Source organism: Lederbergia galactosidilytica (assembly GCF_017873565.1).
GTDB classification, from domain to species: Bacteria; Bacillota; Bacilli; order Bacillales; family Bacillaceae_C; genus Lederbergia; species Lederbergia galactosidilytica.
The window spans coordinates 425,330-440,627 of sequence record NZ_JAGGKH010000001.1 but is presented as its reverse complement, the minus strand read 5'-3'; the positions used below and the strand labels follow the sequence as shown (position 1 = coordinate 440,627).

General features: G+C 37.0%; 10 protein-coding genes. All 10 read left to right on the top strand.

Annotated elements, in window-relative coordinates; translation table 11 throughout:
- The first annotated feature begins 72 nt into the window (after positions 1-72).
- The 10 genes from J2Z23_RS01830 (at position 73) to J2Z23_RS01785 (ending at position 15,292) form a co-directional block, all read left to right on the top strand.
- Positions 73-1,434: an ABC transporter substrate-binding protein gene (locus tag J2Z23_RS01830; protein ID WP_209973084.1), complete on the top strand. Its 1,362-nt coding sequence runs from the start codon at positions 73-75 to the stop codon at positions 1,432-1,434.
- A gap of 375 nt (positions 1,435-1,809) precedes the next feature.
- Complete coding sequence (locus J2Z23_RS01825) at positions 1,810-3,294, top strand: glycoside hydrolase family 43 protein (RefSeq protein ID WP_209973081.1); 1,485 nt, start codon at positions 1,810-1,812, stop codon at positions 3,292-3,294.
- A gap of 232 nt (positions 3,295-3,526) precedes the next feature.
- A complete protein-coding gene (locus J2Z23_RS01820; RefSeq protein ID WP_338018404.1) occupies positions 3,527-4,894 on the top strand; it encodes an ABC transporter substrate-binding protein in 1,368 nt (455 codons plus the stop codon).
- 81 nt (positions 4,895-4,975) lie between these two features.
- Positions 4,976-7,870 (top strand): extracellular solute-binding protein, encoded by a 2,895-nt coding sequence (locus tag J2Z23_RS01815; RefSeq protein WP_420798601.1) that lies wholly within the window; start codon positions 4,976-4,978, stop codon positions 7,868-7,870.
- A gap of 16 nt (positions 7,871-7,886) precedes the next feature.
- Positions 7,887-8,843: a carbohydrate ABC transporter permease gene (locus tag J2Z23_RS01810; protein WP_057989394.1), complete on the top strand. Its 957-nt coding sequence runs from the start codon at positions 7,887-7,889 to the stop codon at positions 8,841-8,843.
- An 8-nt stretch (positions 8,844-8,851) separates the two neighbouring features.
- A complete protein-coding gene (locus J2Z23_RS01805; RefSeq protein WP_064468099.1) occupies positions 8,852-9,721 on the top strand; it encodes a carbohydrate ABC transporter permease in 870 nt (289 codons plus the stop codon).
- 15 nt (positions 9,722-9,736) lie between these two features.
- Positions 9,737-11,209 (top strand): hypothetical protein, encoded by a 1,473-nt coding sequence (locus J2Z23_RS01800; protein ID WP_082881301.1) that lies wholly within the window; start codon positions 9,737-9,739, stop codon positions 11,207-11,209.
- Positions 11,193-11,828: a YIP1 family protein gene (locus tag J2Z23_RS01795; RefSeq protein WP_082881302.1), complete on the top strand. Its 636-nt coding sequence runs from the start codon at positions 11,193-11,195 to the stop codon at positions 11,826-11,828. Before J2Z23_RS01800 ends, J2Z23_RS01795 begins: the two co-directional genes overlap by 17 nt.
- 18 nt (positions 11,829-11,846) lie before the next feature.
- Positions 11,847-14,381 carry a DUF5696 domain-containing protein gene (locus tag J2Z23_RS01790; RefSeq protein ID WP_209973079.1) on the top strand — a complete coding sequence of 845 codons (2,535 nt, stop codon included), beginning with the start codon at positions 11,847-11,849 and terminating at the stop codon, positions 14,379-14,381.
- Entirely contained in the window at positions 14,378-15,292 is a 915-nt protein-coding gene (locus tag J2Z23_RS01785) for a carbohydrate ABC transporter permease (protein WP_057989400.1), read from the top strand. The genes J2Z23_RS01790 and J2Z23_RS01785 overlap by 4 nt, the downstream gene beginning before the upstream one ends.
- Positions 15,293-15,298: the final 6 nt, after the last annotated feature.

The following is a 15,298-nucleotide window of genomic DNA, read 5'->3' as shown; positions in this document are numbered from 1 at the left end:
TAGACAGGTTGTTAGTATTCGATGAGAGCGTTAACATTATGGTTGATCGTAGTATTATAGGGGGGGAAATAATTGAAAAAAAGTAAATTTTTATTTTTGCTGTTATGTTTTTTATTGTTTGTTTTTGCAGCATGCAGTAATGGTACTGTAAATAGCAATCCTAACAATGGAGCTGCTGATAGTGGAGAGGATCAAGATAATGAGACAGAACAGCAAAAGGATTACTATCAAACACCTGAAATGGATTTTGATATGGGTGGGAAAACAATCAAATGGGTTTCTTGGTATGATGAAGCCATTCAGGAAGATAATCCCGATAGCATCCAAAAGAAAGAAAAACTTGATGCATTAATGGAGAAACACAATTTTCAAATTGAATACGTCATTGTCGATTATGCTGAGTATGCAGATAAAGTAACGTCTTCATTATTAGCGGGACAGCCAATTGGTGATATTATCCGACTCGCTAGACCATGGATGATTCCAACATTAACTAAGCAAGACTTATTTTGGTCAGTCGATGAATATACGGATAATGATCATGTATTCTTACAACAGTATACAGATAATTATTCTCAGTTTGAAGGTAAAGGCTATGGATTTCGAGCTGGTATTTTGGGAGCCTCATCTGGTATTTTCTATAATCGTACCTTGATGGATAGTTTGGGTATAAGCCCTATACAGGGGTATGTGAACGAGGATAATTGGAATTGGGAGACATTTATTGAAGTAGCTAAGAAGGCGAATAAAGATACAAATAATGATGGTAAACTCGATACATGGGGGCTTGCTACTGCTTCGCTTCTAGTTCAAGCTTTGGCTGCGAATGACGCAAATCTAGCTGTTGAGAATAAGCAAAATCTTGAGGATCAAAAAACGATTGAAGCTTTGAACTTTTTATCTCAACTCGCAACAGAGGACGTTGCTAGACCTACGGAAGGCGGAGATTGGACTGAACCTGCACAATTTTTTCGTGAAGGCAATACGTTGATGTACGCTGGTAGTGATTATGAGATGAATTCTTTTAACGAGGATATGCCAGACTATGATATTGGATTTCTACCATTTCCAAAAGGTCCAAGTGCAAAAGGATATTCCTCGCATAACACAATCCCAAATTACTTAACAATACCTAAAACTGTTGAACATCCTGAGCAATTGCTTTACATCTACGAAAAAATGAATGATATCGAATCGATTTATGACTATCCACAACAAAATACATTTGAAACGCTTTTCAGTAATGAAGAGGATATTGAGAATGCAAAAATGGCTGGAGAGACTATAAATGTCATAGATAAAGAGGATGCATATCCAAACTTGCCTTTCTACGATTTTCAGGGCGAGATTCTAGAAGGCACTTCTGTTACGACTGTTGTTGAAAAATACAAAGAGCCATTCCAATCTGCCATTGATGAGGTATGGAAGCAATAGTCTATAATAGTAAAAAGTGCCCTTTAGATCTTTTTTAAGGCAGCTAACTAAGAATTTTAAGTATTTAATTTTTGTGAATATTAAGCAAACACATAATTGAAGTTTCCAATAATAAATAAGAGGCGGCAAAAGCCCGGAAGATGTGAGTAAAAGTTTAATGGCCAACTCAACGCTCATCTAGCGGCTAGCTTAAGGTCTCGTATAGAGGCGTTAACCTCTTTACTAATAGAGAATTTAAAGAGGTGATGCAAAATAAGAAGAAATCTAACCAGCTTTTATTTTATAACAGGGATATTGCTAGTGATACTATTTTTAATAATTAATAATAGTATATCGCCTGATACAGAAGGACAAAAACAGGAGTTGAGCAATAAGATGAATAATGAAGTAAAAGAACCTACGGTAAAGAACACCTTGCCAACAGCTGCAATTGGAAAAGAAGTTTCGAATGGAAATCCCCTTGTATCACATAAATTTGGCGCAGACCCATATGCACTCGTATTTGAAAATCGTGTGTATTTGTACATGACTGCTGATGAACTAGAACATGATGAGGAAGGGAATGTTCTAGATAATACGTACGGCTCCATTAATAAGTTATCTGTTATTTCATCGGCCGATTTAATGAATTGGACAGATCATGGATTTATTAATGTTGCTGGTCCAGAGGGGGTTGCAAAATGGGCTACACAATCATGGGCACCAGCAGTAACACATAAAAAAATAAATGGTAAAGATAAATTCTTTTTATATTTTGCTAATAACGCAAGTGGAATAGGTGTACTAACAAGTGATAGTCCATTAGGGCCTTGGGTGGACCCCATTGGGCGAGCATTAATTGATAGAACAGACAAAGAAGCGGAAGGGGTTACTTGGTTGTTTGATCCCGCTGTGCTCGTAGATGCTGATGGAAAGGGTTACCTTTACTATGGAGGCGGTGTACCAGATGGACGAGACGAAATGCCAAATACCTCCCGTGTTATTGAACTAGGTGAGGATATGATCAGCTTGGTTGGAGAGCCTGCCATCATTCCTGCTCCGTTCATGTTTGAAAATGCTGGAATCAATAGGTTGAATGGTAAATATTACTATACCTATTGTTCCAACTTTTTTAACGGGGAGCGTCCTGAAGGAAGCCCTCCGGCAGGTGAAATTGCATATATGGTTAGTGATACACCAATCGGGCCTTGGAAATATATGGGGACGATTTTAAAAAATCCGGGTCATTTTTTTGGCATCGGGGGCAATAATCATCATGTTATTTTTGAATTTTACAACCAACTATATATTGCCTATCATGCACAAACATTGGCAAAATCAATGAATATAGCGAATGGCTATCGATCTACACATTTAAATAACGTATTTTTAAATGAAGATGGTACTATTAAGGAAATAGTTGCAGATTATAAAGGTGTTTCACAAATCCATGCATTAAGCCCTTATAAGCGTGTCGAAGCAGAAACAATTGGATGGCAGGCAGGAGTTACTACAGAGCCGTTAGCACCCAATGAAATGGCAATAAATTCATTAGCAAATAGAGTGCTATCCGAACTGCATGATGGAGATTGGGTTGCTATATCGCAAGTTGATTTTGGAAGCGATGGTGCGCGAAACTTTAAAATTTCCGTTCTGCCAGGTAATGTAGAAGGCTATATTGAGCTGCGTCTCAATAGTCCAGAAGGAGTGTTAATTGGCCAATTAGTTATACCAGCGCGGGGGCATTCAAAGTTGAATGAATACATTGAATTTGAACAAACAGTAACAGATGCAACGGATATTCAAGATTTGTATTTTGTGTTTAGGGGAGCAACAGATAAGGAATTATTTAAAATTGATTATTGGAGATTCGAAAAATAGGTATGTATTTATGTACCCCTTTACAAGTATATGTAAAGGGGTTTTGTCATGAAGTAATTTTTATTATACAGCAATATTTTTTAAATCTATGATGTTATCAAACAGAGGGAATTGTCAAAATATAGAGACATCTATAATTTAGCAGGTATAAAACTACATATAGACAGGTTGTTGGGGTATTTGTGAAAGCGCTATACTTACTGGAGTATCAATATGAAAAGGGGGAAAAAGAGTGCAATTTAAAAAAATATTGCCCACTATGTTAACCGTTTTACTTCTTCTGTTATTGGCTGCCTGTAATGGAAGGGCAGAAAATGCCTCAAAAGAAGAAGGTCAATCTGTAAACGAGAACAATGATGGGGATGAAAATGTTGTGTCTGAAAGCGCCGACTATTATCAAACACCTGAAATGGATTTTGACATGGGAGGCAGGACAATTAAAGTTGTATCTTGGTGGGATATGACAATACCTGAAGATAATCCAGATAATATTCAAAAAAAGGAAAACCTAGATGCCTTAATGGAAAAACATAACTTCGATATTGAGTATGTGTTTATTGACTATGGTGAATATGAAGAAAAAGTTGTTGCTTCTTTAACAGCTGGTGAGCCAATTGGAGATATTGTTCGTCTAGGTAAAACATATAGTATACCTGTATTAGTAAAGCAAGATTTACTATGGCCAATCGATGAATATACAAAGAATCCTAATGCTTTTAATCAAAAGGTAACCAATGAATTTATGCAATATGAGGGAAAAGGATATGGATTTACTGAAGATCAATCTAACTTTGTTGCCGGTATAATGTATAATCGTACGCTTATGGATCAGCTCGGTATGCAGGATCCGCAGGATTATGTAGACGATGATAGCTGGAACTGGGATACCTTTATGAAAGTAGCAAAAGAAGCGAATAGAGATACAAATAATGATGGCAAGTTAGATGTTTGGGGGCTTGCACAAGGTGGTTTACTAGAACAAGCTTTATATTCTAATGAAGCAGAATTGACGAAGGGTAATCAACAAAACTTGGAAGATTCAAAAACAAAAGAGGCGTTAAATTTTGTTTCGAAATTAGCTACAGAGGAAATCTTCCGCCCAAATGAGGGAGGAGATTGGACTGAGCCGGCTCAATTTTTCCGCCAAGGGAACACATTGATGTATGTTGGCGCATTCTATGAATATGGAGACATTAAAACAGATATGGAAGATTATGATATCGGTTTCTTGCCATTCCCGAAGGGGCCTAGCGCAACAGCATATCATACTGGCGAAGCTCTGTTTCAAGCATTAACAATTCCAAAAGCTACTGAAAATCCTGAACAATTATTGTATATATGGGAAAAAATTAACGATATTGAATCCATGTATGATTATTCATTACAGGCGACCTTGGAAAGTAACCTGACAAATGAATCTGATATTGAAAATGCTGTAATGGCTAGTGACGGTATGGTGGTACTGGATCATAATACATTCCCGTCTTTACCTTACTATGAATTGCTAGATGAGTTGAATAATGGAACATCTATATCAACTGTTATTGAAAAATATAAGACACCATTTCAGACAGCAATTGATGAAATTTATGGCCAATAGGCTTAAATGGAACAGTCACCAGTTGGTATTTATGGTGACTGTTCATGATTAAACTCTTGATTTGCAAGGAGGGAAGAACAAGTGAGAAGTGTAAAAGGAACAAGTATAAGTCTTTTCTTAGGTCTGATTGTAATCTTATTATTCATCTTAGCCTCAACTCTACTAAACTCCTTGGGATCTAATAGAGCATATGCAGGGAATAACTTTGAAGCTGTCACGAACCAAAATAATGAAGGTGATTATGAACATTATGTAGAGATGTATGCGTCTAAGGGAAGGCCTAATAAGACAATTCGCGTTGAAGGGGAAAATTTTAGTCATGTTGAAGGCGATGGTTTTGAAGTTGTTAAACAACTAGAGGGATTAGAAGGTGAATCAATCATTACACCGGAATCAGGTTCTATAACTTGGAAGGCTGAGATCCCGGAAACAGGACTTTATAACATACGAATACATTATTACCCAATAGAAGGGAAAAGCTCGGCGATCCAGAGAGAGTTCTATATTAATCAAGAGATACCTTTTGATGGAGCAGACCTTTTACTTTTTGATCGAACATGGGGGAATGCTGAAGACGAAATCTTGCGCGATGATCGAGGCAATGATATGACGCCAAGACAGGTAGAGAAGCCCTTTTGGCAAACAGCTTCTTTTGTAAGTAGTGACGGTTACTATGAGGATCCATATTTGTTCTTTTTTGAAAGTGGTGAGCAGGAGCTTACGTTTAAAGCTTTACGTGAGCCTATGGCGATTGATTATATTGAATTATATCAAGAACAAGAGCTACAGACTTACGAAGAAGTAAGTAACCAGTATAAAGAAGAGTATAAGACTACTACCGGGCAATCCATCCTTATTCAAGCTGAAGAAGCGACGTATAAATCTTCTCCTACCCTTTATCCATTGCAGGATCGTTCTAGTCCAACAGTTGAGCCTTATCACGTATCTAAGCTTAGAGTGAATACCATTGGTGGGGTAAATTGGAAAATACCTGGACAATGGATTGAATGGGAATTCGAGGTGGAGGAAGAAGGTCTCTACCAAATTGCATTAAAACATAAACAAGATCAATTAAGGGGCGTGTATGCAACGCGCGATCTTATGATAGATGGAAAGTATCCATTTGAAGAGATGAAACGCTTGCGGTTTAACTATAGTATAGATTGGCAAATGGATGTGCTAGGTAATGATGATCCATATCTTTTTCATTTAAGTGAAGGCAAGCATACTATCCGAATGCAAGTGACAATGGGAGAAATCGCCCCTTTATTAAGAACAATTGAGTCCAGTGTGCTTCAGTTGAATGAAATGTATCGCCAAATATTAATGATTACCTCAAATTCACCTGATCCTTATCGTGATTATCAATTAGAGAAGCGTATTCCAAATTTAATTGATAATTTTGCAGAGCAGGCTGAAATAATTGAGAGTGTCGCTAAGTATATGGAAGAAATGACGGGAGAACGCAGTGATAAAGTAGCAGCTCTTCACTCGATTGTCCGACAACTAAGAGACATGGTAAAACGTCCCGATACGATTGCCAACCGTTTAGATACATTTAAGGTTAATGTGGGCGGTCTTGGTACGTGGATATTAACAGTGAAAGAGCAACCGTTAACTTTAGATTATTTAATCATATCATCACCTGATGTCCAATTGCCTAAGCCCCAGGCAAATATTATTGCGAAGATGAAACATGAGGTCGGAGGGCTCTTTGCCTCTTATACTGAAGATTATGACAGTATTGGTAATGTGGAAGAAAATGACCAATTCATCACTGTCTGGATTACAACAGGAAGAGACCAGGCGCAGGTTATGAAACGACTTATTGATGATTCATTTACAAGGCAAACAGGAATCTCTGTTAATTTGCGACTAGTTCCAGGGGATATTCTTTTGCCTGCTACTTTGGCCAATGAGGGACCAGATGTAGCTATGCAAATAGGTGAGGATGTACCAATAAATTATGCGATGCGGAATGCAGCAGCAGATTTAACTCAGTTTGCAGATTATGAAGAAGTGAGCACGCGTTTTCGAGACAGTGCCCTTGTACCATATCGCTATAATAACGGAGTATATGCCTTACCAGAACAGCAAACCTTTCCTATGCTATTCTACCGCAAAGACATTTTAGAAGAGTTAGAATTAACTCCGCCTGAAACATGGCAGGAAGTATACAATATGATTTCAGTTCTACAAAAACACAATATGGAGTTTTATTTACCGTTAGAAAGTGGAGCAGATAATGTAACGTTAGAGCCGAATCCAACGTTTGCTATGCTGCTTTATCAAAACAATGGTAAATTCTATCGCGATCAGGACACGAAAAGTGCACTTGATTCGGAGATTGCGATGGATGTATTTAAGACTTGGACACAATTCTATACTAATTATAAATTTCCCCTTCAAGCAGATTTCGCCAATCGTTTTCGGGTAGGGGAAATGCCAATTGGAATTGCTGATTATACAACATATAATTTATTGACTGTAATGGCTCCCGAAATACGTAAACAATGGGATTTTACTGTTGTTCCGGGAACGGAGGAAGAAGACGGTAGTGTAAACCATCAAGTGGCAAGTTCTACATCTGCTGTTGTGATGTTGGAAAACTCGGAGAGCAAGGAGTTAGCATGGGAATATATGAAATGGTGGACTTCTAAGGAAACGCAAATTCAATATGGACGTGAAATGGAAGGTCTAATGGGGGAAGCCGCTCGTTATCCAACCGCTAACATGGAGGCTTTGGAGGAACTGCCTTGGCCAGTAACGGACTATCAAAAATTAAAAAGACAATGGCAATGGGTAGATGGTATCCCACAAGTGCCAGGTGGGTATTTTACCGGTCGCCATTTGGATAATGCTTTTAGAAAAGTTGTCAATAACAATGAGAATCCGCGTGAAGCGTTAAATGATTATATTATCTATATTAATGATGAGATAGAAATTAAACGCAAAGAGTTTAATTTATCCTACTAATTGGAGGTAGAAGCCGATGCATGCTGAATCGACAACCCAACCCATACAAGGCTCTATCAAACCGAGGAAAAAATCGAGATGGGCTCATGTCGTATCAAAGGTTAAGCGAGATAAACATTATTATATTTTAATGGCGCCATATATGATAATATTCTTTGCCTTTACGGTTATCCCTGTTGTCATTTCACTTGGTTTAAGTTTCTTTTATTTTAATATGCTTGAATTTCCCAGATTTGTTGGTTGGCAAAATTATTCGAGACTATTTTTAAATGACGATATCTTTTTAATTTCGTTAAAAAACACTTTCTTATTTGCCGCCATTACTGGACCAGTTAGTTATATTGCCTGTTTCATATTTGCTTGGATTATAAATGAACTCTCTCCGAAGATCCGTGCATTTATGACACTTATATTCTATGCACCTTCCATATCCGGGAATATATTTTTCATTTGGTTAATTGTATTTTCTGGTGATAGTTACGGCTATTTAAATGGAATATTAATGAAGCTTGGTTTTATACTCGAGCCGATACAATGGTTAAGTGATGAGAAATATATATTAACTATCGTGATCATTGTCCAACTTTGGTTAAGTCTAGGAACGAGCTTTTTAGCCTTTATTGCAGGGCTGCAAACAATTGATAAGACACTTATAGAAGCTGGTGCAGTGGATGGGATTAAAAATAGATGGCAAGAACTATGGTTTATTACATTGCCATCTATGCGTCCGCAATTAATGTTTGGTGCTGTGTTGCAAATTACGCAATCCTTTGCGGTGGCCGATATCGCGATTGCATTAGCTGGTTTTCCAAGTGTAAACTATGCTGCTCATACAATCGTCACACATTTGATGGACTACGGGACAATTCGCTTTGAAATGGGATACTCATCCGCCATAGCTACAGTATTATTCAGCCTTATGATCGGAACAAACCTACTAACACAGAAATTATTAAGAAAGATTGGTGAGTGAGGTTGGTGATAAAGTTACGAAGATTTTTCATCAAGCAGAAAAAGTTGAATCGCTCTTTTGCCGTTAGCTTTTTCCTGTTTGTACTTTTAGCGTTATTCGGCTCCTTTATGGCTTTACCATTGATTTATGCTGTGAATAATGCGTTTAAGCCATTGGATGAGATATTTATATTTCCGCCACGTTTCTTCGTCAAAAATCCAACTTTAGATAATTTTTTTGATCTCTTCGCCTTAATGGGGGATTCTTGGGTACCGTTATCCCGCTATATCGTGAATACTTTATTAATTACTTTAGTCGGAACTATTGGTCATATATTATTAGCTTCTGCCGCAGCATATCCATTAGCGAAATATCGTTTCTATGGATCAAAAACATTATTTAATATTGTTATCTTAGCACTGATGTTTTCTGGACACGTAACAGCAATACCTAACTACATGGTGATGTCCTGGTTAGGCTGGATAAATACACATGCTTCGATTATTGTTCCATCTTTGGCATTTCCATTAGGCCTGTTTCTGATGAAACAATTTATGGAGCAGATTCCCGATTCAATATTAGAGGCGGCAAAAATAGACGGAGCAAGTGAATATCGGATTTTTTGGAGTATTGTTATGCCGAATGTAAGACCTGCATGGCTAACACTTTTAATTTTGCAATTTCCCGCCCTATGGGGAACAGATGGAGGCAGCTTTATTTACAGTGAGAATTTGAAAACGCTACACTATGCACTTGGTCAGATTTCAGAAGGCGGGATTGCGAGGGCAGGAGTTGGTGCAGCAGTAGCACTGTTATTAATGATTGTACCGATTACACTCTTTATTATCTCTCAAAGTAGTGTCATGCAAACCATGGCGACTTCTGGGTTGAAGGATTAGAAAGGAGATCGCATGATGAGGATTTGGAGGAGATCAGTACGGAGCTTTCTTTGCCTATTAATTGTCGGGTTAGTGTTATGCAGTATACATGTAGAACAAGTAGCTGCTCAGGGAGTGTCAGATACGTATAACTACTCCTACTCAGGAACAACTGTAGACTCCCCTGCTGCCTATAAGGCTACGTTAATCGTCGATGGAGAAGATTTGCGGATTGGGGCGCTGAACGAGCCGAGTGATATTTTTGTAAATGAGGAAGGAGAAGTTTACGTTGTAGATACGGGCAACAATCGTATTGTTGTTTTGAATGAACAACTAGAATTGGTTCACGTGATTGATACGTTTATGAATCAAGAGAAAAAGGAGGGGTTCAACAATCCGCAAGGTATTTTTGTAGATGAACTTAACCATATATATATTGCAGATACAGGGAATAAGCGAGTGGTCCATTTGAATGAGAATTATGAACTCATGAAGGTTGTGGATTCGCCACAATTAGAAGTGTTGAAGGAGGATTTCGAATTTACCCCTGTGCACTTGGTAGTAGATAAGGCTCAAAGAATTTACGTCATGGCAAGTGGAGTATTTGATGGATTTATGGAATTCAATGCCGATGGAGAATTCACTACTTTTATCGGTGCAAACCGAGTAAGAGTTAGTCCAATAGAGTTATTGTGGAAAAGATTATCGACAAAGGCACAACGCAGTCGAATGGTTCAATTTATTCCAACTGAATTTACTAATCTGGATATTAATGACGAAGGTTTTATTTATGCAACCAATGGTGATGAATGGGGAGATACAATTAAGAAATTAAATGCACAAGGGACAGATATTTTAAGGAGAGAAGGATATTTTAGTCCTCGTGGTGATGAACGATACAGTCAAAAGGATGGACCATCCCGTCTAATTGACCTTGATGTTTGGGACAGTGAAATTTACTCTGTATTGGATTCTAAAAAGGGACGGATCTTTACCTACAATGGGGATGGGCATTTAATGTATGTATTTGGCGGCATAGGCAATACGATGGGCGAATTCGTTACTCCCATAGCTATTGAAAGGATTGGAAACCACTTTCTTGTGTTGGATAAATCGTTAGCAGAAATTACGGTGTTTGAGGAAACGAACTATGGAAGAACACTGAATGAAGCTGTAAAAAGCTATTACAGTGGGGATGAGGAAAAAGCTTACCATCTTTATCAGGAAACGATTAATATGAATGCTAATTTAGATTTTGCCTATATAGGGATTGGAAAAGCGTTATATCGACAAGGCCAGTATAACGAAGCGATGAATTTTTTTAAAGAAGGGAAAGATCAAAAAAACTACTCTAAAGCTTTTATATTGCAGCGTAAAGAAATATTGAGAGCATATTTTCCAGTTGGTATGACCAGTATTCTCATACTTGTTCTATTATGGGTTATATTGGGGAGAATTAGAAAAGTGAGAAGGCTGAGAGGAGGAAACAGCATTGACATTGTGGAGTAAAGAAGTATTGAAGTATCCCATTTATGTCATACTCCATCCTTTTAATGGTTATTGGGAATTGAAATTTGAACGGAATAACAGATTAAACCTTTTAATCTCAATTATTACTTTAATATTATTAGCCTTAACAAATATTTTGCACAATCAATATAGTGGATTTGTGATTAATATCTATAATGAGAAAGATATGAATAGCATTATGGAAATAGCATACGTCGTGATCCCGGTATTATTTTGGTGTATTGCTAATTGGTCGTTAACAACATTGTTAGATGGAAAAGGCAGATTTGTAGAGATATTTAATTCTACATGTTTTGCTCTTATTCCGTTGGTACTTCTTCACTTTCCATGGATATGGTTGAGTAATGTCATTTCTATCGAAGAAGCTACATTTTATTATTTTACAACTAGTTTTGCAATTTGCTGGTTTGTCTATTTAATGTTTATAGGAAATATGACTGTACATCAATTTACACCGGCAAAAACAATTCTAACTATGGCTTTGACAATAGTAGCTATGGGGTTTATGGCGTTTTTATGCCTACTCTTTTTTAGCTTAATACAACAGATGATTTCCTTTGTATCCGTAATCTATCAGGAGATTACCATGAGATCTTAGGAAAGGAGGATATTCTGAATGCAAATAAAAAAATGGTTACTACTTATCGGAATGCTGTTTATTACGGCAGGTTGTTCTTTGGCAGCCAGTTCAACAGGTGATCGTCAACAAGAGAGCTTTGAATTAGCAGAAGGCGAATCTCTATCCTCTCTATTTATGGAAAAAAAACTTCCTGATATGAAAGGGATTGCAGAGTCAGATTCCTTACGTTTATTTGTAGGAGAGGAGACGGGGGATGTAGCTGTGATGGATAAGTCAACAGGGAAAACATATTATACGAATCCACCAGAGCGTACTCTCGATAAGGTAGCAAGTGGTATAAATGCAGAGGTATTATCGGCACAATTAAACTTAGATTACTACAATCAGTACGGTCAGTTAAGCAATATTAATTCTTTTACAGACAGTGTTGCTTATGAGCAAATTAGTATGCAAAGTATCGAAAAAGGTATTCGCGTTAATTATAAATTTGGAAATGATAAAAATCCTGCAGAGGATTTACCAATGATGCTAAGTTATGAGCGATACAAGGAAATAACTAGCCAAATGGATAAAACAGGACAACGTGCCCTTATGATTGGTTACAAAGAAGACAAAGAGAAAAAGGTTTATATCAGAAATGATGATGCTTTAAAGGGATTGCAGCTTGATCGTGCTCTACAAGCTTTTGAATCAATTGGTTATACGGAAGAAGATTTATTAATAGATACTGAAGAACATAATATTACGAAAGAAGAGACTGGTACACGCGCTTTCCTAGTATCTATTGAATATGTACTAGATAAGGATAGTTTAGTTGTACGTATTCCAAAGGACTCTATTCAGTTTCCAGAAAACTATCCGATAAATAAGATCACTCCGCTTAGCTTCTTTGGGGCGGCAGGTGTAAAGGAGGAGGGATCTATATTCATACCTGACGGTTCAGGAGCACTTATCCATTTCAATAGTGGGAAAATAAATTATCCCGCTTATAAACAAGATGTATATGGTGTAGATCAGACGATGGAAACAACTAATCCTGGAAATGATGAGCAAAATATTAGACTCCCGGTTTTCGGGATGATTTATGAAGAAGCAGCCTTCTTAGGTGTAATTGAAGAAGGGGCGGCAGCTGCAACGATTAATGCAGATATTAGTGGTCGATTAAATAGCTATAATTATGTTCATCCAAGCTTTTATGTTGTCAAAAAGGATGAAGTAATCCTAGATGCCAATGGACAACGTCGTTCTTTACCTAAATTTCAACAAGAAAAAATGAGTTCGGATTTTGTCATTCGCTACAAATTTTTACCGTCTGAACAAGCTTCTTATCAAGGTTTAGCGCATGCTTATCAAAGTTATTTACTAGAACATAATAAATTACTTTCTACAAAGTTCCAAGAGCAAGAAAATAGCCCATTTTATTTAGATTTAGTTGGAGGGATTACGCTTCAAAAGCATATACTTGGTGTGCCTTACAATGCACTTGAGTCCTTGACTACTTTTAAGCAAGCAGAAGAGATGATTGATAACTTAGAAGATAAGAATATTCGGAATATAAAACTGAATTATTCCGGTTGGTTTAATGGTGGGCTAGATCAAAAAATTCCCGATAATGTGAAGGTAGATAAAGTTATAGGCGGCAGCAAAAGCTTCAAAGATTTTATTAAATACACGGATGAAAAGAATATTGAATTTTATCCGGGAGTATCACTGACTCAAGCCCATTCCACAAAAGGCTTTAACAAGAAAAATGAAGCAGCACGCAACCTACGAGAGATTCCTGCTGCCTTATATCCTAGGGACTTAGCATTAGATAAAAGAGATGTAGAAAAAAAACCATCGTATCTAGTTAAACCTGATTCTGTAAAAGAATATACTGCTTCATTTTTAAATGGAGTAGAATCATACGCATTACAAGGGATTGCATTGGAAGACTTAACTAACATGGTCAACAGCGATTTTAATAAAAAGCGAAATATTGACCGAATTGAATCTGAACAGATAATGATTGAGTCCATTTCACTTTTGAAAGATCTAGACTATAAGATTATGGCTAATGATGCAAATGCATACGCCCTACCATATGTTTCGCTTATAAAAAATGCACCAATGTCAAATAGCGGATTTAAAATTGAGGATGAAAGCATTCCGTTCTATCAGATGGTATTAAGAGGATATGTGGATTATACAGGAAGTCCATATAATTTATCGCCGTATACCAATGATCGCCAATATGTATTGAAATGTTTGGAATACGGGGCGGGTGTCCATTTTAAATGGATCTATAAACCAAACTATTTACTAAAAGACACAGAACATAATAATCTCTTCGCTGTAAATTATGAATTATGGCTTGACCAATCGATAGAATTGTATCAGGAAGTGAATGATTTCTTAAAGGAAGTACAAGGTGAAGGTCTAATAAAGCATGAAAAGCTTGCAGATAACGTCTATCAATCAACTTATTCTAACGGGTTATATGTAATAGTAAATTATAATGCTGAAGAGGTTGAGATCGATGGAAAAACGATTAAGCCAGAGGGATATATAATAGGCGGTGACCAAATATGAAAATAGCAAAACGATTTAATTTTATTCCAAAAACCTACAACCAACGAAAAGCATTTTGGGGATTTATTTTTGTTTTGCCGTGGCTATTAGGATTCATTGCTTTCTTTTTGGTCCCTTTACTAAATTCATTAAGATATAGTTTTAGTTCCATTGAAGCAACTGCAAATGGAATGAGTATTAAGTTTATTGGTCTAGAGAATTACATCCAAGCACTAACTGTCAATACTAGTTTCAACCGAACTTTAGTTGAATCTATTATCGATGTCCTTGTCAATGTTCCATTGATTGTGATATTCAGTTTATTTCTTGCGGTATTATTGAATCAAAGATTTTTTGGGAGGTCATTAGCGCGGGCCATTTTTTTCCTCCCTGTCATTTTAGCTTCTGGAGTAATCTTTTCATTGGAAAGTACTAGCTTAATTCAAGCTGTTAATGAGCAAAATGTAGGAAATTCGGGAGCAGTTAATGCATTCGGCAGTTTTGAACTTCAGAAGATGATGCTAGAGGCAGGAGTAAGTAAGACGATCGTGCTTTATTTAACTGGTGCAGTAGATCGTATCTACGAAATTATAAGTATGTCGGGTGTGCAGATTTTGATTTTTTTAGCTGGTATTCAAACTATTTCTCCTCAATTATATGAAGCGTCAAAAATAGAAGGTGCTACAGGCTATGAAGCCTTTTGGAAGATTACATTTCCGATGGTGAGTCCGCTAATTCTTGTCAACCTCGTTTATACAGTTATTGATTCGTTCTCGCGTAATAACCTAACGACGCTTATTCGTGAAACGGGTTTTAAATCATTTAATTTTGGACTCGGTTCTGCAATGGCCTGGATATATTTTTTATGCATTTCGATTATTCTAGTTATAAGCAGTTACATTATTTCGAAACGGGTATTTTATTATGAGTAATCCCAG

Coding starts and splice junctions, on each gene's coding strand:
- J2Z23_RS01825 (WP_209973081.1), top strand. CDS start 1,810: ATGAATAATGAAGTAAAAGAACCTACGGTAAAGAACACCTTGCCAACA.
- J2Z23_RS01810 (WP_057989394.1), top strand. CDS start 7,887: ATGCATGCTGAATCGACAACCCAACCCATACAAGGCTCTATCAAACCG.
- J2Z23_RS01800 (WP_082881301.1), top strand. CDS start 9,737: ATGAGGATTTGGAGGAGATCAGTACGGAGCTTTCTTTGCCTATTAATT.
- J2Z23_RS01790 (WP_209973079.1), top strand. CDS start 11,847: ATGCAAATAAAAAAATGGTTACTACTTATCGGAATGCTGTTTATTACG.
- J2Z23_RS01785 (WP_057989400.1), top strand. CDS start 14,378: ATGAAAATAGCAAAACGATTTAATTTTATTCCAAAAACCTACAACCAA.